Origin of the sequence: Parahoeflea halophila (assembly GCF_900220985.1) — a bacterium.
GTDB classification, from domain to species: Bacteria; Pseudomonadota; Alphaproteobacteria; order Rhizobiales; family Rhizobiaceae; genus Hoeflea; species Hoeflea halophila.
Genome location: NZ_OCPC01000001.1, coordinates 1,536,109 through 1,557,634, shown reverse-complemented (window position 1 = coordinate 1,557,634; position 21,526 = coordinate 1,536,109). Strand labels below are relative to the sequence as shown.

The 21,526-nt window shown below is 62.0% G+C and carries 19 protein-coding genes and 3 pseudogenes; 14 read left to right on the top strand and 8 right to left on the bottom strand.

All coding sequences use genetic code 11. The annotated features are described in order from the left end of the window. The 3 pseudogenes from CRO46_RS07310 to CRO46_RS07300 all read left to right on the top strand — a co-directional run. Positions 1-153: pseudogene (locus CRO46_RS07310) on the top strand (integrase core domain-containing protein); the annotation flags it as partial. A 2-nt stretch (positions 154-155) separates the two neighbouring features. After that, positions 156-1,049, top strand: a pseudogene (locus CRO46_RS07305) (sensor histidine kinase); the annotation flags it as partial. Then, positions 1,030-1,752: pseudogene (locus CRO46_RS07300) on the top strand (response regulator). The pseudogenes CRO46_RS07305 and CRO46_RS07300, both read left to right, overlap by 20 nt. A 135-nt stretch (positions 1,753-1,887) precedes the next feature. Here the strand turns inward: CRO46_RS07300 and CRO46_RS07295 are convergent. The 7 genes from CRO46_RS07295 to CRO46_RS07265 are packed head-to-tail and all read right to left on the bottom strand — an operon-like array spanning position 1,888 to position 8,910. Further along, entirely contained in the window at positions 1,888-3,591 is a 1,704-nt protein-coding gene (locus tag CRO46_RS07295; protein ID WP_097106322.1) for an FAD-dependent oxidoreductase, read from the bottom strand. Then, complete coding sequence (locus tag CRO46_RS07290) at positions 3,588-4,346, bottom strand: SDR family NAD(P)-dependent oxidoreductase (protein ID WP_097106320.1); 759 nt, start codon at positions 4,344-4,346, stop codon at positions 3,588-3,590. The genes CRO46_RS07295 and CRO46_RS07290 overlap by 4 nt, the downstream gene beginning before the upstream one ends. 11 nt (positions 4,347-4,357) lie before the next feature. Next, complete coding sequence (locus CRO46_RS07285; protein ID WP_097106319.1) at positions 4,358-5,092, bottom strand: SDR family NAD(P)-dependent oxidoreductase; 735 nt, start codon at positions 5,090-5,092, stop codon at positions 4,358-4,360. Positions 5,093-5,149: 57 nt separating this feature from the next. Further along, positions 5,150-6,268 carry a C4-dicarboxylate TRAP transporter substrate-binding protein gene (locus CRO46_RS07280; RefSeq protein ID WP_097106317.1) on the bottom strand — a complete coding sequence of 373 codons (1,119 nt, stop codon included), beginning with the start codon at positions 6,266-6,268 and terminating at the stop codon, positions 5,150-5,152. Between the two features lie 60 nt (positions 6,269-6,328). Next, positions 6,329-7,630: a TRAP transporter large permease gene (locus tag CRO46_RS07275; protein WP_097106316.1), complete on the bottom strand. Its 1,302-nt coding sequence runs from the start codon at positions 7,628-7,630 to the stop codon at positions 6,329-6,331. A gap of 12 nt (positions 7,631-7,642) precedes the next feature. Continuing rightward, a complete protein-coding gene (locus CRO46_RS07270) occupies positions 7,643-8,155 on the bottom strand; it encodes a TRAP transporter small permease subunit (protein WP_097106314.1) in 513 nt (170 codons plus the stop codon). Then, complete coding sequence (locus CRO46_RS07265) at positions 8,152-8,910, bottom strand: SDR family NAD(P)-dependent oxidoreductase (protein ID WP_097106313.1); 759 nt, start codon at positions 8,908-8,910, stop codon at positions 8,152-8,154. Before CRO46_RS07265 ends, CRO46_RS07270 begins: the two co-directional genes overlap by 4 nt. Positions 8,911-9,076: 166 nt before the next feature. On the opposite strand from CRO46_RS07265, the gene CRO46_RS07260 reads away from it, so the two are divergent. Both CRO46_RS07260 and CRO46_RS07255 read left to right on the top strand, forming a co-directional pair. Further along, positions 9,077-9,820, top strand: a complete 744-nt coding sequence (locus CRO46_RS07260; RefSeq protein ID WP_097106311.1) for a GntR family transcriptional regulator — start codon at positions 9,077-9,079, stop codon at positions 9,818-9,820. 2 nt (positions 9,821-9,822) lie between these two features. Then, on the top strand, positions 9,823-10,434 hold the full coding sequence (locus CRO46_RS07255) for a glutathione S-transferase (protein ID WP_210421509.1): 612 nt from the start codon (positions 9,823-9,825) through the stop codon (positions 10,432-10,434). Between the two features lie 114 nt (positions 10,435-10,548). Here the strand turns inward: CRO46_RS07255 and CRO46_RS20300 are convergent, their stop codons facing one another. Beyond that, on the bottom strand, positions 10,549-10,782 hold the full coding sequence (locus CRO46_RS20300) for a class II aldolase/adducin family protein (RefSeq protein ID WP_097106307.1): 234 nt from the start codon (positions 10,780-10,782) through the stop codon (positions 10,549-10,551). 593 nt (positions 10,783-11,375) lie between these two features. Here CRO46_RS20300 and CRO46_RS07245 point away from each other — a divergent pair. From CRO46_RS07245 to CRO46_RS07205, 9 genes are all read left to right on the top strand, one after another. Next, entirely contained in the window at positions 11,376-12,026 is a 651-nt protein-coding gene (locus CRO46_RS07245; protein WP_210421488.1) for a helix-turn-helix domain-containing protein, read from the top strand. 35 nt (positions 12,027-12,061) lie between these two features. Next, a complete protein-coding gene (locus CRO46_RS07240; protein ID WP_097106597.1) occupies positions 12,062-13,657 on the top strand; it encodes an ABC transporter substrate-binding protein in 1,596 nt (531 codons plus the stop codon). A 64-nt stretch (positions 13,658-13,721) separates the two neighbouring features. After that, positions 13,722-14,753 carry an ABC transporter permease gene (locus CRO46_RS07235; RefSeq protein WP_244577789.1) on the top strand — a complete coding sequence of 344 codons (1,032 nt, stop codon included), beginning with the start codon at positions 13,722-13,724 and terminating at the stop codon, positions 14,751-14,753. Then, positions 14,750-15,583 (top strand): ABC transporter permease, encoded by an 834-nt coding sequence (locus tag CRO46_RS07230; protein ID WP_097106305.1) that lies wholly within the window; start codon positions 14,750-14,752, stop codon positions 15,581-15,583. Before CRO46_RS07235 ends, CRO46_RS07230 begins: the two co-directional genes overlap by 4 nt. Further along, positions 15,580-16,458 (top strand): ABC transporter ATP-binding protein, encoded by an 879-nt coding sequence (locus CRO46_RS07225; protein WP_097106303.1) that lies wholly within the window; start codon positions 15,580-15,582, stop codon positions 16,456-16,458. Before CRO46_RS07230 ends, CRO46_RS07225 begins: the two co-directional genes overlap by 4 nt. Next, entirely contained in the window at positions 16,455-17,273 is an 819-nt protein-coding gene (locus CRO46_RS07220; protein WP_097106302.1) for an ABC transporter ATP-binding protein, read from the top strand. Before CRO46_RS07225 ends, CRO46_RS07220 begins: the two co-directional genes overlap by 4 nt. Next, a complete protein-coding gene (locus CRO46_RS07215; RefSeq protein WP_097106301.1) occupies positions 17,270-17,770 on the top strand; it encodes a GAF domain-containing protein in 501 nt (166 codons plus the stop codon). Before CRO46_RS07220 ends, CRO46_RS07215 begins: the two co-directional genes overlap by 4 nt. Further along, positions 17,770-19,845, top strand: a complete 2,076-nt coding sequence (locus tag CRO46_RS07210) for a hydantoinase/oxoprolinase family protein (RefSeq protein ID WP_097106300.1) — start codon at positions 17,770-17,772, stop codon at positions 19,843-19,845. The genes CRO46_RS07215 and CRO46_RS07210 overlap by 1 nt, the downstream gene beginning before the upstream one ends. Before the next feature lie 14 nt (positions 19,846-19,859). Continuing rightward, a complete protein-coding gene (locus CRO46_RS07205) occupies positions 19,860-21,518 on the top strand; it encodes a hydantoinase B/oxoprolinase family protein (RefSeq protein WP_097106298.1) in 1,659 nt (552 codons plus the stop codon). Positions 21,519-21,526 lie beyond the last annotated feature (8 nt).

Here is a 21,526-nt window from a genome sequence, read left to right as displayed (position 1 = left end):
GCGAGCGGCCTGACGATGCAGAACGGCTTTGTCGAATGCTTCAACGGCAGGCGGCGGGACGAGTGCCTCAAAACGCATCTGTTCCGCAGCCACCGCTACGCTCGCGAGATCATCGCGGATTGGAGAATCGACGACAATCTCCTTCAACCACATAGATGAAGGTGCAGGGCACCATCATCGCGGCCCTGTCCTGTTCGTCCCAGCAGGCCGGCGTCTACACCATGGAGGATGTGGAGCGCGCCCGCATCATCGCCGATCTGCTGACACCCTATTTCTATGCCCTGCGCGCCGCCGAACAGGCGCAGCGCTCGGCCATTGTCGAAGCCGTGGCGCGGGCCCTGGAAGTGGGGCTGCGGCTCGGCGCGCTGAAGCTCACCGAAGCGCTCGAGCAGGAACGCCAGCGCATCGGCATGGACCTGCATGATCAGACACTCGCCGACCTGACGCGGCTCGCCCGCCGCATCGACCGCCTGTCCCGCTTCACCGAGGTGACGCCCAAAGCGCTCGAGCCGGTTGCCCGTTCGCTGCAGCAAAGCATGCAGGACCTGCGCCATATCATCGAACAGGCAAGACCCTCCGTGCTCCAGCTTTTCGGTCTGGCCCAGGCGATCGAAGACCATCTCGACCGCTCAACGCGCGAATCCGGCGCCGCCATCAGAAGGGAACTCAGGGACGAGACCGGCGACGCCCTGGAGCATCTGGAGCCCACCGTCAGCGTTGCGCTTTTCCGGATTGCGCAAGAAGCCATCAACAATGCCGTGCGTCACGCCGCCCCCGGCACTGTCATGGTGCGGCTCAAGGTGGCGGACGGCCGGCTGGTGATCGAGATTTCCGACGATGGCAGCGGACCTGCCAGAATGTACAAGCGGATTGACGGCGGAATTGACAATATGCGGACCCGCGCACTGTTGATCCCGGCGCGGTTGTCGATCACGCCTTGGCGTGACAATCATGGCACGCTGGTTCGCGTGGTGCTGCCGCTGGCGCCAGAATTGCCGGCAGGAGGCGAGCTTCCCCGGGAGGAGCGAAATGAAGGTTCTGATCGTTGAGGATGACCCGTTGCACCGGTCCTATCTGCATGAGGCCGCCATTGCAGCCTTGCCGGAATGCGACACCGTCATCGAGGCCGAAAACGGGCTTGCCGGGGAAAATTCGCCCGCGACCGCAAGACCGCGCATATCGTCATGGACCTGCAGATGGCGACCCGCAACGGCATCGAGGCGGCGCGCACGATCTGGAAGAAACGGCCCGAGACCCACATCCTGTTCTGGTCGAACTATTCCGACGAGGCCTATGTCCGCGGCGTCTCCCGCATCGTGCCGGATGGTGCTGCCTATGGCTATGTGCTGAAATCGGCGTCCGACGAGCGGCACAGGCTGGCGCTGCGGTCGATCTTTATCGAGAGCCAGTGCGTCATCGACCGCGAGGTCCGCGGGCTTCAGCAAAAAAAGCCTCGGCCAGACCAACGGGTTCACCGATTCCGAGTATGAGATCCTCATCAACATCGCGCTCGGACTGACCGACCGGGCCATCGCCAGACGCCGCAACCTGTCCCTGCGCAGCGTTCAGAACCGGCTGCAGCAACTCTATGACATGCTCGATGTCTGCCAGGCCGCAGGCGATGCCAATGAGGACGGCGGTTTCAACCTGCGCACCCGCGCTGTCACCGTGGCCCTATTGCGCAAACTGCTCAACTACAGCGCACTCGAACGCGCGGAAGCAGAGCTGCGGGAGTGGCTTAACGCAGGGTAGTGCGAGACGCGGTCAGAGGCATCAGTCGCCGGCTGGCGAGGAGTTTGCAACAGGACCGCTTCACCTCGTGAAACACAGTCTGTGCGGCTCCCGTCGCCGCCCTGACGCAGCTGGTCCCAGACGGGAAAATGGGCGTTATCCGTGTCCCTCGTCTTTCCCATTGGAAACATGGCGGCCCGCGATGTATCCGAATGTAAGCGCAGGTCCCAACGTGATGCCGGCGCCCGGATAGGTCCCGGCCATGATCGAGTTCATGTCGTTTCCGCACGCATAAAGCCCGGGGATCACCGAGCGGTCTTCCCGCAACACCCGCGCATGGCGATCGACTGACAGCCCCATGGAAGTGCCAATGTCACCGGGATAGATGCGCACCGCATAATAGGGCGCATTCTCCAGTGGACGCAGGCAGGGATTGGGCTGGTTTTCGGCATCCCCCAGATAGGTCTGATAGGCAGTCGAGCCCTTGCCAAACTCATGATCCTGCCCACGGGCTGCATCACTGTTGAAACGTTCGATCGTCACGGCGAGCGCTTGTTCCGGAACCCCGATCAAAGCAGCAAGGGCCGCAGGCGTGCCGGCCTTTTTCAGATAGCCTGATGTCAGATGATGCCGGTAGGGGGCGGGGTCAGGGCGCACCGGGCCAAGACCGTAGCGCCTGAGCGCACGATGGTCACAGATCAGCCAGGCCTCGGCGAGTCCGGCATCGGTCATGCCGGAGACGAAATCGTGGTAGGAGGCGGCTTCGTTGACGAAGCGCTTTCCTTGCGGAGAAACAGCGATGACACCGGGCTTGGCCCGGTCGAGGAACAGATGCGGGAAAGGGCGGCTGCCGCCATCCGCTTCGGGGATCAGCGAGACCGGAGCCCAGAACGCAGCATTCCGGTTGGTTGTGATGAAATGCGCGCCGATCTCCTGTGCGGCCATGATCGCGCGGCCGGTTGCGGGTTTCGGCGACATCGAATAATGCGCAGCCCCCCTGGCGACATGGGGCATGACGTCCTTGCGCAACTCGGCGTTTGCAGGAAAGCCGCCCGTGGCCAGAACGACGCCGCGCCGCGCAAGAATCTGCTCACCATCCCGGGACTCGATTCCGGTGACACGGTCTCCATCCATCACAAGCCGCTCGAGCGCCATGCCGGTAAAGACCGGAATCCCCCGTTTGAGAGCCGACAGGGCAAGCCGTCCGGCGACAGCCTGACCCAGCGTCAGACGGGTACCGCGGGAATGACTGATACGATCGCGCCCATGACGGGCCAGCAGTTTTGCCGCATGCCATGCCGAGGCGGGCTTGCGGGTCATGTTCATGAAATGGCCGATATCGAACCGGTTCAGCATCATGCCGCCAAAGAGCGTAAAATCAGCAATCGGAGGCTTCAGCCGCGAAAACGCTTTCCCCAGCTTGCGCCCGTCGAAAGTTATGGCGTCCAGTACACGTCCGCCCATCGCCGCACCCGGCCGGTCCGGGTGATAGTCGGGAGAAAACGCACGGTACTCGAATTTGAGCTCGGTGTTTTGCTGAAAGAAATCCACCATTTCGGGGCCGGATTCTATGAATGCCTTTACCAGATCGACGTCGATCAGGTTGCCGACTTCGCCCGAGAGATATTCGAACGCGGCGTCCGCATCGTCTTCCATGCCCGCCGCACGCATCAGTGGGTTGTTAGGGATCCAGATCGCGCCGCCCGAGACCGCGGTCGAACCGCCAATCAGATCGTCTTTTTCGAAGATCGCGACATCGAGCCCGCCGATCCTGGCCGTCAATGCTGCGGCCATTCCCGCAGCGCCGGAACCGACCACGATCAGGTCATAGGATTTTGCCGGTGTTGCCGCCGCGCTCATGCCTGGTTCTCCCTGGGAAACCGCCCCATTGCCCAGCCGCCATCAACACGCAGCGTTTCGCCGGATATGAACTCCGCCTCGTCGCTTGCAAGAAAGGCGATGGCACGGGCAACATCATCCGGCTGACCAACCCTTTGCAGCGGGCACTGTTTGACAAATATGCTGTGCCGCCAGGCTTCGGTGCGAATGCGTTCGGCAGTCAGCGGTGTTTCGATCAGGCCCGGAGCAACTGCATTCACGCGGATGCCATCGTGACCGTAATCCGTTGCCATCTGCCGCGTCAGCGCGGCGACGGCGCCTTTGGAGGCTGAATAGCCTGCGGAACCGGTGGCGCCGACCTCGGCATAGATGGAGGCGACATTGACGATCGACCCGCCACCGGCAGCCTTCATCTCGCCAACAGCAAAGCGCGCCAACCTGAAAAGACCGACGACATTGACCTCAAAGTGGCGCCGCAAATCGTCGTCGCTGGTCTCAAGCATCCTGCCACCGCCGCCGATGCCGGCATTGTTGACAAGTATGGACAGCGGACCGCCCATGGGCGCGATTTTTCCGGCGACTGCCTCGGGCAAATCGCTGTCGGTCACGTCTGCGCAAAGGGTCGCCATGCCGCGATCCGCGAGCGCGGAAAGACCATCGGCATCGCGGTCTATCGCGAGAATGCGCGCCCCACGGGCAGCAAACAGGTCCGCGGTGGCGCGGCCAATGCCAGCTGCGGCGCCTGTGATCACCGCGATTTTGTTGTCGAAATTCATGATTGTTGCCCTCAGATACCGAGTGACCCACCGAGAGACCGGCCACCGTCAACCAGAAGAACCTGACCGGTTATGAATTTTGCCTGTGGTGAGGCAAGGAACTCGACAGCTGCAGCAATGTCGTCCGGGGTGCCCAATTCACCGCCCGGCTGAAGTGCCCGGAGCGCGTCCAGATTGGTATCGGAGCGGGCGCGCAGCATGTCTGTTTCGATCACGCCAGGTGCTACGGCGTTGACCCTGATGCCCTTGGGGGCCAGCTCGAGGGCCAGCGACCGGGTAAAGCCGGCAACCGCTGCCTTGGAGGTTGCATAATGAACATACTGGGCGGCGCCCAGCATTGCGCGCGAGGCAATGTTGACGATTGTGCCCCCACGCGGCATCACCCGTGCGGCGGACTGGCAAAGCCCGAACAGAGCAACCAAATTGACCTCGTACATCCTGCGAAAATCGTCGGCCGAGAGCGTGTCAAAGGATTTGACATCAAAGATACCGGCGTTGTTGACAAGGCAGCGCAGATCACAGGCTCTGCCGATCAGATCATCGACCGCCGCCCTATCCGTGATGTTCAGCGCGGCAGCCTGCCCGGACCCACCGGCCTGTTCGATCAGAGCCACGGTTTCACCGGCACCGGATGCGTTCAGATCGGCGACAATTACGTTGTCCCCCGCTTGCGCCAGATGAAGCGCAATTGCGCGTCCGATGCCGGCGCCACCGCCCGTGACAATCGAGGTCTGCGCCTGTCCCATTGGATCTCCGCGTTGTTCAGTTGAAGGCAGGGGCCCTCCGCGGGCCCCTGCGAAAGATCACTTGCCGAAACTGGCGAGATCGAGCTTGCCGTAGATTTCGTCCCGGATCAGCTGTGCAACCGCTTCCGGGTCTTCCCGGTCAATGCCCTCGAGGCGCTGTTTCCATGCCTTCTGGCTGGCCAGAAACGCCTCGATGAGGGCCGCCGGATCCTCGATGCCGCGATCGGCCATGGATTTTTGCGGCAGGTCCGCGACAAAGTTCGACTGGAAGGATGCCAGCGCGTCGCTCAGGCTTGCGTCGGGCTCGACGATCTCAAGGCCACGTTCGCGTGATCCCTGCATTGCAGCAGACACATCAGCAGCATAGGTTATCTGCGTCCGCGCCACGCCAAGTGCCAGATGGTCAAGCAGCGCCTTGTGCTGGTCGCCGCTTAGGCCGTTCCAGAAATCGGGGTTGACGACATAGGTCGCCCCCATCACCACGCCCATCGGCAGTGTGGTGACGCTCTTGGCGACTTCCCAGAACTTGTTGCCCTTGTCGAGATTGGTCGGGTCCGACATGGTGCAATCGAGAGAGCCGCGGCTCAAGCCCGAGTAGACATCCCCGATCGGAACCGAGACCGGCACGCCGCCCAGGCTTTCGACCCAATTGGTCTGCGCGCCGCCGGCGGTGCGGATTTTCTTGCCCTTGGCATCCTCGGGCGTCCGGATCGGCTCCATGCAGATGAAGTAATAGACAGGCGTTGAATAGCCGCCCAGGAAGATGCCGCCGTTCTTGCGCCATTCACCTTGCACACGCTCGTTCATCACACCGATTTCGGTATAGGCCAGCGCCGAAGCCAGCGCGTCATCGGACGTGAAGACGAGATCGTTGAGCACGTTGTTCACCGGCAGTTCTGACGGCGTGTAACCCGGATAGACCACGCCCAGTTGGGCCACGTTGTCGCGGATGCCTTGCATGGTCGCCTTGGCCGGAACCAGTGACCCGCTTGAATAGACTTCAAAGGTGATGTTGGCGGCCTCGTCCCCGGCCAGATCCTCGGCGAGGCGCTGATAGGGCTGTTCGTTGAGAATATGCACCGGTGCCAGCCAGTTGGTGGCGATGTAGGTGTCCGCCTGGGCGGGTGTCGCGACAAGTCCCGTCAGGGCAAGCGCCGAAATTGCGAGATGTTTCATAGATCCTCCTCCGTATTCCACGGGACTACCCCGTGATGCTGGTTGAAAAAATGCGCGGGCCTACCCGGTGAGTCCCGGGAGCCAGAGCGTGATGGTGGGAAAGGCGACGAGCAGTGTGATCGTGACCAGGTCAGCCAGGATGAACCAGGAGACGCCGGCAAAGATCGTCCCGAGTGAAACAGCGTTGCCGAGGCTCGACTTGATGACATAGACATTCATGCCGACCGGCGGCGTGATCAGCCCGGTCTCGAGAAGCTTGACGGCCAGAACGCCAAACCAGATCAGGTTGATGTCCAGATCGGTCAGCAGCGGCGCCAGCACCGGCACAGTCAGCAAGATGATGGAAATGCTCTCGAGAAAGCAGCCAAGCACGAGATACAGCAGGCAGATCAGGACAATCACCCAGATCGTGTCGAGCCCGGCAAATTGCGCGGTCACCCATACGGGCAGCGATGACAGGGCTATGAAGCGCGCAAACAACGCCGCCGAAACCACGATGATGAAGATCGCCGCGGTGCTGACCGCCGTGTCGATCAGCGCCCTGCGCATCATTTCGATTGTCAGCGAACCCCGCGACAGCGCGATCAAGCCGGCCAAGAAGGCACCGACAGCGCCCGCCTCGGTGGCGGTGAATATTCCTGAAAAAATCCCGCCGAGAACGCCTGCGATCAGCAGCGGCAACGGCCAGGTCTCGCGTATCAGGGCGAGTTTTTCGCGCCAGTTCGTATGCTCGCTCAGCTTGGGCGCGAGCTCGGGATTGACCATGCAGCGCAGGGCGATCATTGCGGCAAAGACCACGCCCGACAGGATGCCTGGAACCACGGCGGCCAGAAAAAGGGTTGCGATCGAGACATTCATCATCAGGCCGTAGATGATCAGCAGCACGCTTGGCGGAATGAGAGAGCCGAGCGTACCCGCCGCTGCAACCGATCCCGTTGCAAGCGAGGGTGCGTAGCCGGCCTTGAGCATTTCCGGAATGGCGATGCGGGAGAACGCCGCGGCCGTGGCAACGCTCGAACCGCTTGCCGACGAGAACAGGGCTGAAGAGGCCACCGAGGCGATGGCGAGCCCGCCGGGTACCCGGTTCAGGAAAACCCGTGCCGCGTTGAACAGGCCCTTCGTCAATCCCGCGCCTGATGCCAGATAACCCATCAGCAGGAACATCGGCACCGCCGAAAGATTCCAGTCGCCAATCATCTCATAGGGTATCGCCTTGGCGATCCCGATGGCGGGCATCTGCCCCATCATCAGCCAGATCCCGCCAAATGAGGTGAGCCCCATTGCGACCGCGATCGGCACACGCAGCAAGATGGCAAGGAACATCACGGCAACGCCGACCAAACCGATTTCCAGGCGATCCATCTGCCTTCCCTCCTAGCTCTGCTCAGCCGGATGGGACTCCGGCCTGTAGCTGCCAGACATGATGTCGATCATGCGCAGCACCATCGCGAGACAGGCCAGGGCAAGACCGACCGGCAGAAGGAATTTCGTCGGCCAGATGACCACGCGCCAGGCGCCTTCGACCATCTCGCCGATGCGCCACGCCTGCATCGCCGGAGCAAATGACAACCATGCCAACCCACCGTAAAACAATGCGGAGAGTGCTGTGGCGGTCAGCAGGCAAAACGTCTTCGCGCGGTGGCCGAACATGTTGTAGATCAGCTCGACGATGATCGAGCCTCCACGGATCTCGACCCATGCCAGCGGCAGGAACACGGCGGCAACCATGTAGTAGCTGGCAACGACTTCGGCCGTGCCGGGTATGGGCGCGTTGAACACATATTTTCCGAACACGTCGGCGGTGACGTGCAGCATCATGAGAAGCAGCGCCAGAGCTGCGATGACCGCCAGAAAATGCGCAATATGCTGTGAGACGCGCCCGATCATTGCATCCGGTATCCGCCGTTGACGTCAATCACTGCGCCGGTCATGTAAGAGCTGTCGACACCGGCCAGGAAAGAGACCGCGCCGGCAACGTCTTCGGAAGTGCCGATACGGCCCTGGGGGATCGATTGGGCTATCTCGGCATCGCGGGAGGGGTCCAGCGACAGCCGCAGCATCGGCGCATCGATAAGGCCGGGGGCCACCGCGTTGACGGCCACATCCAGGGCCGCGCCTTCGCGCGCACCGGCGCGAACAAGGCCGAGGACCGCCGATTTGCTGGCGATATAGGCCGAACTGCTCCTGTAGCCGCCCAATTGTGCGGCGACAGAGGAAAACGCGATGAAGCGTGCGCCGGCAACCGGGCGATCCCTGCGCGCCCGCATGAATTCGCGCAATTGCAGGAATGTTCCGGTGCTGTTGATGGTCTGGGTGGTTGTCCATTCGTCGAGCGACGTTTCCGTGATCGGCCGGCGCTGGCCGGTTTCATCAAGGATGAGGATGCCGGCAGCAGCCACCAGCACGCTGATTGGCCCCTGACGCGCCTCCACCTCGGAGATCAGTGCCGCGACCGCGTCTTCGTCGGACACATCAAGCGCGAATCCGCTATGGGCGCTCCCCGGAAGGCTCGCGGCAACCGCTTCGGCTGCGGCGGCGGAAAGATCCGTGGCAACCAGCGTAAATCCATCTGCTGCCAGACGGCTGCAAACTGCCTTGCCGATGCCGCCCGCGGCGCCTGATACCAATGCCAGCTTTGACAAATCGTCTCTCCAACCCTTCGTTCTCTTGAAAAATTGGATACATTTTGGCGCCTTGTCAACAGTATTTCGTCTTAAAACAGCACGATTGGATATTATTGTGAAAATCCACTCTTGAAACGCTATCGAATTTCCGCGACAGTAAGCCTGCGAGAACAGGGGCTGCGAAATGATCGTCAATGGACAAACGGTTGCGGACGGCGCTGCAACGACGTTGAGGGAAATGATCCTCGCCGGGCAGCTTCGTCCGGGGGAACGTGTCCACCAGGACCAGCTTGCCGAGTTGCTGGGTCTGTCACGAACACCCTTGCGAACCGCGCTTGCGACACTGGCGACGGACGGCCTGCTCGATTACGAGGCGAACCGTGGCTACAGGGTTCGCAGTTTCTCGGTGGATACAATCCGCAGTGTCTTTGAAATCCGCTCGGTTCTGGAGGCCCAGGCATGCCGCATTGCCGCCCGGCTTGGCTGTTCGGAAGCTGTGCTTGCCCGTCTTGATGCCCTGGTCGCGAGTGGCGACGAAATCCTGGCGTCTGGCACGCTTGACCCCGCCGCACTTCCGCAATGGCGCCGGATGAATGTGGAGTTCCACGAGACCATCATCCGGGCTGCGAACAATCCCTTGCTGGGCGAATTTGTGGCCCGCACCCACAACGTGCCGATGGTGTCTGACCGGGTCATCCTATGGGACGATTACGACATCATCCACCGCTCCCATGACGACCACCACCGGATTGCCCGCGCTCTGCGCTCATCGGAAGGTGAACGCGCAGCTGCGATCATGAGCGAACACGTCAGTTTTGCAGGCGACCTCCTGGTGGAGCGCCTGCGCAATGACCCCGAAGCAGCCCTGCAACAGCTGATCGCAACGGCAGGCTCTGGTTCGAAAAAACCGAAGAAAGCAGAGAAATGACACTGAAGCTGTTCCACTCACCCGCATCGCCTTTTGTCCGCAAGGTGCTTGTCTGCGCTCACGAAAAGGGCCTGTCAGCCGAAATCGAGAAGCTGCCGGCCCAGGCCTGGCCGGTCAAACGCGACCTTGAGATCGTCAAGCAAAACCCCTCGGGACAGGTTCCGACCGCGCTCGCCGAGGACGGTACGGCGCTTTATGACAGCCGCGTGATCTGTGCCTTTGTCGATACGATGTCGGACGAGGTGCCGCTGTTGCCCGGCGAACCAAAGGCAAGATTTGCCGCCATGACGCTCGAAGCCTTGGCCGACACGGTTCTGGGCGCGGCGCTTCTGTGCCGCTATGAAAAGGTCCTGCGCCCCGAAGAATTCTACTGGGCACTCTGGCACGACAGCCAGATGGAAAAGGTCGACAGCGGACTGAACGACCTTGAACAGCGCTGGATCGACACGCTGAACGGCCCGGTCAGCATCGGCACAATCGCCGCTGCCTGCGCACTTGGCTATCTGGATTTCCGCTTCTCCGACAAGGATTGGCGCAAAACGCATCCCCGATTGGCAGCTTGGTTCGAAGACTTCTCGGCCCGGCCTTCAATGAAGGCCACAATGCCTGAGTGAATTTGCGGCGCAGTTTTTAACTGCTCTGATCCCCAGAAACTGGAGGGAACTCGGGGCTCGGGTCACCAGAAGTTTTGGCGCCGGCAATTATTTGGCCGGCCTCAACTCAGAAGACTACCAGCTGACGTCGAACTTCTGGGCGAGATCCGACACCTGTTCCTTTGTCAGCAAAGCCGGTGAAAGTCCCCGGCACAAAAGGGTCGGTTTTGCCGCTTCCTCCAGCTCTTCCATCGCATAGACCGCCGCATCGATATCCTTGCCGCAGACCACTGGTCCGTGGTTGGCCAGGGGCGAAGCCAGGGCAGCGCGGGAAATCCACTGGCGGCACAGGACCGAAGCCAAGGACATGCTGATCAATCTCTTGAACCAGCACGGGCTTCGCCGGGTCTGAACGGTTCTGCTGCAAGCTCCTTGCCAACCGGGCGGCAGACAACAACCTCCCGGCGTTTCGGGCGATAAGTCATGTTCATGGGCCGCCCTTTCGATCAGTCGATCATCTTGCTCTGCGTCCGCCGGTCTCGGGCCTACGGCCTGCGCTTTCGCGGCTTGAGAGAAGTGATGTCAGTGCCAGGCATCAGTCTGGATCGCTCGAAGAGCCATTGCCTTGCCTTGCATGTGCCGCCTCCGACTTTGGATCGCCTCAATCGCTGAAACAGACTGTGACCGGCAAACGGCAGGCGGACAAGACCCAGCCTCGCCAACCGAAGTGAGCAAGCTCGCGGCAGGACCTAGCCCTTGCCGGTATCTCGCATGGTTCCCTGATCGACGATCCCTGGTGGCTCCAGCCTCCCGATCCCGGGCTGGCGAAGGGCGTGTCCCGTGCTTGGCGGCCTACCCATGTGCTTCGGCCACGCACAAAAAATTTAGTATTAGTAAAATTCGCTTGACGGCCGGCGAAAGATGCTCCTAAATTTTACCAATACTAAAAAGGAGGCGGATTAGTGAGCAGCGGGGACACAGCGGAAGAGATCGTCGATACCGGTCAAGCCGGTGATCCGCTTGGCCAACGCCTGCGGTCCCGGCGCCGCGAGTTGTCGCTGACACTCAAGGAAGTCGCCGACGCTGCAGGGCTCTCCGTCGGCTTCATTTCCCAGGTCGAGCGCGGGCTCACGGTTCCATCGCTCTCGTCGCTGGCTTCGATTGCCGGTGTGCTCGGCTCCCACGTCACCACGTTTCTGGCCCAGCCTGAAGGCAAGTCACCGCATACGCGTCACAATGAGCGCCCGGTCTACGCCGTCGACAAGGCGGCGCTGAGCTACGAGCGCCTGTCGACGACCTTCCCGGGCAGCGTTCTCAACTCGGTGATCGTGCACGAACCGCCGGGCTACCGTTCCGAGCCGATCCAGCATGTCGGCGAGGAAATGTTCTTCGTTCTGCAGGGCGCCATCACCATCGAAGTCGAACACGAGACGACCGTGCTTGAAGCCGGAGACTCGATCCATTTCGCCTCTACACGGCGGCACTCGTCGTGGAATCACACTGCGGAGCCGGTCACCATTCTGCATGTCTGCACGATGGACGTGTTCGGTGACAATCCGCAGCCAAACCAAGAACCCGGCAATCGGGCAGGACACCTGAACACCCACAAATGATCCATGAAGGTATGCACACAGAGAGGGTTCAAACCATGACCACACCACTCAAATTGCTTTCGATTGCAGCCATGGCGTCGACCATGCTGGCAACCGCGCCGCTGAGCGCGCAGGCGGGCGGCGTTCTGCGCCTCGACGAAGTCGCGGTGGGCGAGCTCGATCCGGCGATCGCGTCGGACTATGCCGACTCGATCCTGATGTTCAACGTCTATGACACGCTGGTGCTGCCGGCGCAGGGAGCTCCCGGCCACGTCCCGCATCTCGCGGCAAGCTGGGAAGGCGACGGCACGACCTACACTTTCAAGCTGCGCGATGATGTGAAATTCGTCTCAGGCAACCCGATGACCGCGGAAGACGTCGTCTTCTCGCTCGATCGCATGAAGGCGATGGGCAAGGGGCTGTCCTACCTGTTTGCCAATGTGGAGGGCGCGGAAGCCGTTGATGACTCGACCGTGAAATTCACACTGAGCCAACCCTACGCGCCGTTTGTCGCTTCACTGGTGCGCCTGCCGATCGTCGACAAGAAGACCGTGATGGAAAATCTCGGCGAGGGCGAAGGCGAGATGAAGGACTGGGGTGCTGCCTATCTGACGGCCAACAGCGCCGGAACCGGGGCCTACAGGATCGTTTCGCACAATCCGCAGGAAGAAACGGTGATGGAGAAGAACCCGGATTACTTCCTCGGCGTTCCCGATCCTGCTCCCGACACTGCCCGCCTTCGCTACGGACTTGAAGCCGCGACCGTGCGTACGCTGATCGCGCAGGGCGAACACGACATCGCCTCGCAGTGGCTGCCGCCCGAAGTCATCAGGGCGCTGGCCTCGAACGGGGCGCAGGTTCTGACCGAAAGCGGCACCGGCGGGTTCTACGTCAAGATGAACACCACCAAGCCGCCGCTTGATGACGTCAATTGCCGCAAGGCTTTTGCCAAGGCGTTCGATTACGGCGCTGCGATCAAGATGATCGCGGTTACCGACACCGTCTCGCAGGGTGCTGCCGCCACCGGTGCGATCCCCGTGGGCATGTTCGGCGCAAATCCCGCCGACCAGATGCTGACCCGCGATCTCGAGGCCGCAAAACAGCATCTGGCGGAGTGCAAGTACAAGCCCGAGGATTTCACGCTCGAAATCTCGTGGATTGCCGAAGTGCCGCTGGAAGAGCGCTTTGCGCTTCTGATGCAGGCCAATTATGCCGAACTTGGCGTCAAGTCGGAAATCAGGAAGATGCCCTGGGCATTGTTCGCCGAACAGGTTTCCAAGCCGGAAAACACGCCGCACATGTCGCAGCTCTTCGTCAACGCGGTGACCGGCGATCCCGATACGCTGCTTTACGGCATGTATCATTCCTCTTCTGCGGGCACATGGCAGTCGCCCGAATATCTCAACGATGCCGAGGTCGACAAGCAGCTCGATGCGGGCCGCACGGCCGCGACGCCGGAAGGGCGGGAGGAAGCCTATGCCGCGCTCAATGCCCGGCTGATGGAAATCGCCCCCACGATCTATGGCTACGACCGCCAGTCGGTCTTCGCTGCCAGCAATCGCGTCAAGGTTCCGGCCTTGTCCGATCCATCCAAAGCCTTCGGTCTCGACGGAATGGGTTTCACCTTCCGTCTGATGGAAGTCGCTGACTAGAGACACTCCCAGGACGGCCGGGATCGCTCGCCTCGCGGCAAGTTTTCCCGGCCTGATGGAGCACATGACCATGATACCCTTGGCCCGCCTTCTTGCGAAGCGGCTGGCAACGTCGCTGATTGTTCTCATTGGCGTGTCCATGCTGATATTCGCCATAGCCCGGATCATCCCCGGCGACCCCGCGCGCATTGCGCTGGGACCAAACGCAACCGCCGAACAGATCGCCGATTTGCGGGCCGAGCTGCATCTCGATGACAATATTGCCGTTCAATACGGCTACTTCATTGCCGATGTCGCCCGGGGCGATCTCGGCATATCGCTCTACACCAACCGGCCGGTGACCGCGGACATCGCGCTTTATCTGCCGGCGACGCTCGAGCTCGTGCTGGTCGCGGGGCTGATGATGGTGTGCATCGGCCTGCCACTCGGCATCTGGTCCGCGCGCTGGCGCGGGCGCGCGGCGGACAACATCATTCGGCTGATCTCGTTGCTCGGGGTGTCCGCGCCAAGCTTTGTCTGGGCGGTGATCCTGATGTTGCTGTTTGCGTTCTACCTGCCGCTGTTTCCGATCGCCGGCCGTATTTCCGATAGCTACGCCATATCGCCGGTGACCGGTTTTCTGCTGATCGACACGTTGCTTAAGGGCGACATCCGCGCCTTTGGCAATGCCGCCTGGCACATCGTGTTGCCGGCGTTCGCACTGGCCCTTTCGGGCATCGGCCAGGCGGCGCGGCTGACCCGCGCCAACATGGTGGAAACCTATGAGAAGCCCTATATCGAGATGGCGCAGTCCTACGGCTTTCCGGCCCGCCGCATTGCCAATCACTACGCCTTCCGCCCGTCACTGATTCCATCGCTGACCATCATCGGCCTCGATTTCGCGGCGATGCTGGGCAATGCCTTTCTGGTCGAAGCGATCTTCGCCTGGCCGGGCCTGTCGCGCTACGGCGTGGCGGTGATCCTGCGCAAGGATCTCAACGCCATTGTCGGCACCGTGTTGATCATCTCGGCCACGTTCCTGCTGGTCAATATCATCGTCGACCTGCTGATCGCTTTTCTCAATCCCCGTATCCGCTACTCACAGAGGCCGGCATGAAACGCACCCTTGCCATCCTTCTGGCCAACCCGCTGTCGCTGCTGGGCGTTGTCCTGGTTTCGCTGGTGGTGCTGTCGGCGCTGTTTGCCGATTTCATCGCGCCGTTCCCCGAACACAGGGGCGCGGTGGTGGATTTCGTCAATTTCAACAAGGCGCCCGAGTGGCCCTACATCTTCGGAACCGACCTCGTCGGCCGCGACATGTTCAGCCGGATTCTCTACGCCTACCGGATCTCGCTGATCCTTGGCGTGGTGGTGCTGGCGATCGCCGTCCCGATCGGCGTCACCATCGGACTTGTCGCCGGCTATCTCGGCGGCCGTTGGGAATATGCGCTGATGCGGCTTACCGACGTGTTCCTGTCCGTGCCGCCGCTGGTGCTGGCGATGTCGATCATGGGCGTGCTGCAGCCGACGCTGGCCAACGGAATGCTGGCGGTCACCGCCATGTGGTGGCCCTGGTACACGCGGCTTGTCTACAACATCACCCGCGGCGAGAAGGAGGAGGGCTATGTGCTGGCCGCCGAGGTGATCGGCGCGTCGAGGGCCCACATCATCTTTCGCGAGATCCTGCCCAATTGCGTGCCCGCCATCATCACGAAGATGACGCTCGACATGGGCTTCGTCATCCTGATCGCCTCCTCGCTGTCGTTTTTGGGGCTCGGTGTCCAGCCGCCGACGCCGGATCTGGGCTCAATGGTGGCTGATGGCGCCAAATACCTGCCCGACAGCTGGTGGCTGACGATCTTCCCCGGCCTTGCCATCCTCGTTGCGGTCTTCGGCTTCAATCTGATCGGCGACGCGCTGCGCGACATTCTGGGAGCCGAGCAATGAGTGCGCCGACACTGGACATCGAAAACCTGAAGCTCGGCTTCAAGGGCTATACCGGCTACACCGAAGTGCTCCACGGCATCTCGCTGTCTGTCAATCCGGGCGAACGCGTCGCTCTGGTCGGCGAATCCGGTTCCGGCAAATCCGTCACCGCCCGCATTGTTCTCGGATTGCTGCAGGAGCTGCGCGCGGCCCGCATCGAAGGACGTGTCAGGTTCGAAGGGCAGGATCTCGACAGCTTGAACAGGCGCGAACGGCACGCTCTGCGCGGCAAGGCCATGTCGATGATCTTCCAGGATCCGACATCCTCGCTCAATCCGGTCTTCAGGATCGGCGACCAGTTCCACGATGTTCTGCGCCGGGCAGATCCGCGTATCACCCGCGACGCGGCGCTGGGCCGGGCTGCGTCGATTCTGGCCGAGGTCTCGGTCCGTGACGCCGTACGTGTGCTCAACGCCTTTCCATTCCAGCTGTCGGGAGGGCTCAACCAGCGCGTCATGATTGCCATGGCGCTCGCCAACGAGCCGGCACTGCTGATTGCCGACGAGCCGGGCACCGCGCTTGACGTGACGGTGCAGGCGCAAACCCTGCATCTGATGCGCAAGCTGGTGGAGGACCACCACACCGCCGTGCTGTTCATCTCGCACAATCTGGGCGTCGTGCGAGAGTTCGCCGACCAGATCTACGTCATCTACAAGGGCAGGATCGTCGAGCAGGGGCCGACGGAAGCGGTGTTCGATGGTCCGCGCCACCCCTACACCCGCGCATTGATGGCAGCCGTGCCGCGGCTGACGGGCGGCGGCATTCCCGACATCGACGAGAATTCCCCGGATTTTGGCGCCCCGCTCGAAACCCATGAGAGGGAGGGCAGGCAATGACCGCTCCGATCCTCGAACTTGCCGCGGTGTCAAAGATCTTCGGAACCGGGGCTGACGCGGTGCGCGCAGCCCAGTCGATCTCGTTTGCCGTCAACAAGGGCGAATGCCTGGCAATTGTCGGCGAATCCGGATCGGGCAAGAGCACGGTCGCCAACATGATCCTCGGCATCTACCCGCCGTCCGGCGGAGAGATCCGGCTCAACGGCACGACGCTACCGGCGAGCCGCAAGCTTGAGCATCGTCGCGCCATCCAGCTGGTGCAGCAAAACCCGTTGTCCTCCCTCAATCCCAGACGCTCGATCGGCGCATCGCTGCGCCTGGCGCTCGATGTGCACGGCATCGGTGCACGCAAGGAACGGGCGGATCTGGTCGGCGGACTGCTCGAGGAAGTCGGGCTGCCGGCAGATTTTGCCAGACGCTCTCCGGCTGCCTTGTCCGGCGGACAGTGCCAGCGCGTCGCGATCGCCCGGGCCCTGGCCTGCCAGTCCGAGATTGTCGTGCTGGATGAGCCGACCTCGGCGCTCGACGTTCTGGTTCAGGCGCGGGTGCTCAAGCTGCTCAACCAGCTGCGCGAAACCCGCAACCTGACGTTTGTTTTCATCACCCACGACCTTTCGGTGGTGCGCAACATCGCCAGCCGCATTGCCGTGTTCGAGAAGGGGCGGATGGTCGAACTGGGACAGACCGAAGACCTGTTTGCCAACCCCGCCCATAGCTACACCCGCCGCCTGATCAGTGCAGTGCCGGTGGTCACACGTGAAGAAGACGCGCTGCGCAGTTCGCTGGCAGCGGGCCTGGAGGAAACGACCAAATGAACCAACACCAAGATCTTGCCACTGCAATGGCATCTGCCGACAACCAGCCGCGGAGCACGTTCGAGGCCCTGTGTGCTCTGGCCAGGCAAGCCGTCGGCGCCAGGCTGTTCACCCTGATGACGTTCGACGCCCGTTCGCGCGGCGCCCAACGGATCTTTTCGAGCATGCCCGATGCCTATCCCGAACTGGGCACCAAGCCGCTCAACGAGACCTGGTGGTCGGACCACGTGCTTGATGGTCACAAGACCTTCGTCGCCAACGACATTGGCGCGATCGCGGAGGTGTTCCCCGATCACGAACTGATTGCGTCGATCGGCTGCGAGTCGGTGATCAACGTCCCGATTGTCATCAACGGCAAGGTTTGCGGCACCATCAACTGCCTCGATGCGGCGGGGCATTACACGCCTGAGCGTGTGGCGGCTTCCGACGCCCTGAAGCTGCCCGGCGCGGCGGCTTTCCTGCTCAACAAATCCATTTCATCCGGGAGTGTCCTCTAATGGCAAACAAGACCATCCGCGTCGCCACCGATGTTGGCGGCACCTTCACCGACCTGGTCTGTTTTGAAACCGATCAGGCAACCGGCAAGTCTACCATTCGCACCGCCAAGTCCGACACCACGCCGCCGAATTTTGAAAAGGGCGTGCTCGACGTGCTGGAAAAGGGTGGCGTCGATCCCGCAACGGTGGATTTCCTTGCCCACGGCACCACGGTCGTCATCAACGCTCTGACCGAGCGCAAGGGCGTGAAAGTCGGGCTGATCACCACCGAAGGGTTTCGCGACACGCTGGAGATCGCGCGCGGCAACCGGCCGGATTTCTTCAACCTGCATTACCGTAAGCCGCAGCCCTTCGTGCCGCGCTACCTGCGCCGCGAACTGCCCGGTCGCATGACCTACAAGGGTGACGAGCGCGAAGCGCTCGATATGAGCGCGCTTCCGCAGATCATTGCCGATTTCAAGGCCGACGGCGTCGAAGCCGTGGCGATATGCTTTCTGCATTCCTACGCCAATCCGGCGCATGAAAAGTCTGTCCAGGCCGAGGTTGAACGGCTGTGGCCGGAGGTGGCCACGGTTTCGTCGCACCAGATCACCCGCGAATGGCGCGAGTATGAGCGCACCAACACCGCCGTGCTGTCGGCCTATGTCCAGCCGGTTGCCGAGCGTTATCTCAAGCGGCTCGATTCCGGTCTCGCATCGCGCGGCTTCAAGGGCAGCCCCTACATCATGCAGTCGAACTGTGGCGTGGACTCGCTGGAAGCTGTGGCCCGGGTTCCGATCACCATGGTCGAATCCGGCCCGGCCTCGGGCTTCTGGGGCGCGGCCGAACTCGGCAAGCTGATCGGTGAAGACAATGTGCTGGCGCTCGACATCGGCGGCACGACGGCGAAATGCTCGCTGATCGAGAAGGGGCAGGTCAAGATCATGACCGACTACTGGATCGAGCGCGACCGCACGTCGGCGGGCTACCCGATCATGGTGCCGGTGGTCGATCTGGTTGAAATCGGCAATGGTGGCGGGTCCATCGCCTGGGTCGATGACTATGCCAAGCTGCATGTCGGCCCGCAATCGGCGGGCGCTGCGCCCGGTCCGGCCGCCTATGGGCGCGGGGGCAGCGAGGCCACCACCACGGATGCCAATCTGTGGCTGGGCCGCATCAACAAGGATTACTTCTGTGGCGGTTCGGTCGAGGCCGACATGGAGGCCGCGCATTCGGCAATCCGCGCCGTCGGCGAGAAGCTTGGCGTCGACACCGATGAGGCTGCGCGCGGTATCGTGCGGATCGCCAACAACAACATGGTCAATGCGCTCAAGCTGGTCTCGCTCAACCGCGGTTTCGACCCGCGCGACTTTACCCTGGTTGCCTTTGGCGGCGGCGGCGCCATGCACGCCGTGGCGCTGGCGCAGGAACTGGGCGTGAAGAAGGTCGTCATTCCCACCGGTGCCGCCGTATTTTCTGCCTGGGGCATGATGATGTCGGATTTGCGCCGTGACTATTTCGTCACCAGCCTGGCCGACCTCAAGCCCGACAGCGCCGCCTCCATCGAGGCTCTGTTCACAGAGACCGAAGAGCTGGCGAAGCGCCAGTTCGAGGCCGAGGGCGTAGAGGCGTCGAAGGTCAAGTTCCTGCGTTTCGGCAAGTTCCGCTACCAGAACCAGGAACACACCACGGAAGTGCTTCTGGGCGACGGTGAAGTCAGCGCCGAACGCATTGCCGAGATCGCGTCGTCGTTCCACGACACCTATGAGCGCGAATACACCTACCGTCTCGATGCGCCGGTCGAACTGGTCGGCATCCATCTGGTTGCGTCCGCCGAGGTCGGCAAGCTGACCATGGAGAAAAGGCCGCTCGGTTCGCCGGATGCGGGCCCGGCGCGCAAGGGCGAGCGCGAGGTGGATTACGCGACCGAAGGCCGCCACCTGGCTGAGATCTATGACGGCGAAAAACTCGAGCCGGGGATGGAATTTGCCGGTCCCGCGGTCATCGAGGATCCCGGCACGACGGTCGTCGTCCACCCGGCCAACCGGGTGGCGATCGACGGCTACGGCAATGTCATCATCACGCTTGCGAACTGAGAAGGGAAAACGCCATGACGACGAATGACCCGATCACCCTGGAGATCATCCAGAACTCGCTGCAATCGGCAGCCGACGAGATGTTCGCGGCGATGAAGAAAACCGCGATGAGCTCGATCATCTACGAAGTGCTCGACATGGGCACCGGTATCCTTGACGCTGAGGGCGACATCGCCTGTTCCGGCGCCGGCATCCCGGCCTTCATCGGCGTGCTCGACAAGGCCGTCAAGGTGATCGCCGCGAAATATGACAAGTCCGGCGACATCGAGCCGGGGGACGTCTTTGCCACCAATGATCCCTATTATGGCGGCGTCACCCATCTCAATGACATCGTCGTGGCCATGCCGGTCTTCTTCGAAGGCAAGATCATCGCCTGGACGGCCAACATCGCCCACAATTCCGATGTCGGCGGCATGGCACCGGGATCGCTGACCGGCGACGCAACGGAGATCTTCCAGGAAGGCCTCAGGCTTCCGGCGATCAAGATCATCTCGAAGGGCGAGCCGATCCGGGCGGTGTTCGACATCATCAAGGTCAATTCGCGCATGCCCGACGTTCTGGAAGGGGACGTCTGGGCCGCCATTGCCTCGGTTCGCATCGGCACCAAGCGCCTGACCGAGATCGCCGAGAAATACAGCAGCGAGACCTTCCAGGCCGCGATGACCCATTTCCAGGACTATGGCGAAAAGGTCTCGCGCGCCGAACTGGCGCATCTGCCCAAAGGGACGTTCGAGCTGTCGGAAGAACAGGATGACGGGCGTATCTTCAACGTCAAGATCACCATTACGGACGACGAGTTCAAGGTTGACCTGCGCGACAATCCCGACCAGATGCCGAACCCGGTCAACACCAGCCGCGACGGCGTGATGGTGGCCGCACAGATGATCTTCAAGTCGCTCACCGACCCCTATTCGCCGGCCAATGGCGGGTCCTTCAGGCCGATCACGCTGCTGACCCGCGAAGGTTCGGTTTTCCACGCCAGGGAGCCTGCACCGATCGGCTTTTATTACGAGATCGAACTGAGGGTCTACGACCTGATGTGGCGCTGCCTCGCACCGCACATGGACGGCAAGCTCGCGGCGGGGCATTTCGCCTCGGTCTGCGGCACCTTCATCGGCGGCATCCATCCCGACACCGGCCGCCAATACACCATCATCGAACCGCAGATCGGCGGCTGGGGTGCAAGCCAGGGCCATGACGGCAACAGCGCCATCTTCTGCGGCTTCCACGGCGAGACCTACAATTGCCCGGCGGAAATCAACGAGGCCCGCAACGGGCTTTACGTCGACCGGATGGAGCTGAACATGGAGCCGGGCGGCGAGGGCGAGTTCACCGGCGGCCGCGGCATCGTCATGGATTACCGGGTCCGCGCCGACAACGGGTTCCTCACCGCCGGCTACACACGGTCGAAATTCCCGGCCTGGGCGGTCGATGGCGGACAGGAGGGCTCGTCCAACTATGTCGAGTACCGGCCGAGTGACGGCGAGCCGCAGCGCTACGCTTTCGTTTCCGGATTGCAGACCAAGAAGGATGACGTGATCCGCGTCGTCACCGGCAATGGCGGCGGCTCTGGCGATCCGAAACGGCGCGATCCGGACAAGGTGAAGGCCGACATCCGCAACGGCCTGATAACGCCCGAACGGGCAAGAGACGTCTATGGCGTCGACGCGTGAACAAGAAG

What these genes read in the sequence shown, in the direction of transcription:
- CRO46_RS07295 (WP_097106322.1), bottom strand. Translation starts at nt 3,591, where the DNA reads ATGAGCGCGGCGGCAACACCGGCAAAATCCTATGACCTGATCGTGGTC.
- CRO46_RS07290 (WP_097106320.1), bottom strand. Translation starts at nt 4,346, where the DNA reads ATGAATTTCGACAACAAAATCGCGGTGATCACAGGCGCCGCAGCTGGC.
- CRO46_RS07285 (WP_097106319.1), bottom strand. Translation starts at nt 5,092, where the DNA reads ATGGGACAGGCGCAGACCTCGATTGTCACGGGCGGTGGCGCCGGCATC.
- CRO46_RS07280 (WP_097106317.1), bottom strand. Translation starts at nt 6,268, where the DNA reads ATGAAACATCTCGCAATTTCGGCGCTTGCCCTGACGGGACTTGTCGCG.
- CRO46_RS07275 (WP_097106316.1), bottom strand. Translation starts at nt 7,630, where the DNA reads ATGGATCGCCTGGAAATCGGTTTGGTCGGCGTTGCCGTGATGTTCCTT.
- CRO46_RS07270 (WP_097106314.1), bottom strand. Translation starts at nt 8,155, where the DNA reads ATGATCGGGCGCGTCTCACAGCATATTGCGCATTTTCTGGCGGTCATC.
- CRO46_RS07260 (WP_097106311.1), top strand. Translation starts at nt 9,077, where the DNA reads ATGATCGTCAATGGACAAACGGTTGCGGACGGCGCTGCAACGACGTTG.
- CRO46_RS20300 (WP_097106307.1), bottom strand. Translation starts at nt 10,782, where the DNA reads ATGTCCTTGGCTTCGGTCCTGTGCCGCCAGTGGATTTCCCGCGCTGCC.
- CRO46_RS07240 (WP_097106597.1), top strand. Translation starts at nt 12,062, where the DNA reads ATGACCACACCACTCAAATTGCTTTCGATTGCAGCCATGGCGTCGACC.
- CRO46_RS07235 (WP_244577789.1), top strand. Translation starts at nt 13,722, where the DNA reads ATGACCATGATACCCTTGGCCCGCCTTCTTGCGAAGCGGCTGGCAACG.
- CRO46_RS07230 (WP_097106305.1), top strand. Translation starts at nt 14,750, where the DNA reads ATGAAACGCACCCTTGCCATCCTTCTGGCCAACCCGCTGTCGCTGCTG.
- CRO46_RS07225 (WP_097106303.1), top strand. Translation starts at nt 15,580, where the DNA reads ATGAGTGCGCCGACACTGGACATCGAAAACCTGAAGCTCGGCTTCAAG.
- CRO46_RS07220 (WP_097106302.1), top strand. Translation starts at nt 16,455, where the DNA reads ATGACCGCTCCGATCCTCGAACTTGCCGCGGTGTCAAAGATCTTCGGA.
- CRO46_RS07215 (WP_097106301.1), top strand. Translation starts at nt 17,270, where the DNA reads ATGAACCAACACCAAGATCTTGCCACTGCAATGGCATCTGCCGACAAC.
- CRO46_RS07210 (WP_097106300.1), top strand. Translation starts at nt 17,770, where the DNA reads ATGGCAAACAAGACCATCCGCGTCGCCACCGATGTTGGCGGCACCTTC.
- CRO46_RS07205 (WP_097106298.1), top strand. Translation starts at nt 19,860, where the DNA reads ATGACGACGAATGACCCGATCACCCTGGAGATCATCCAGAACTCGCTG.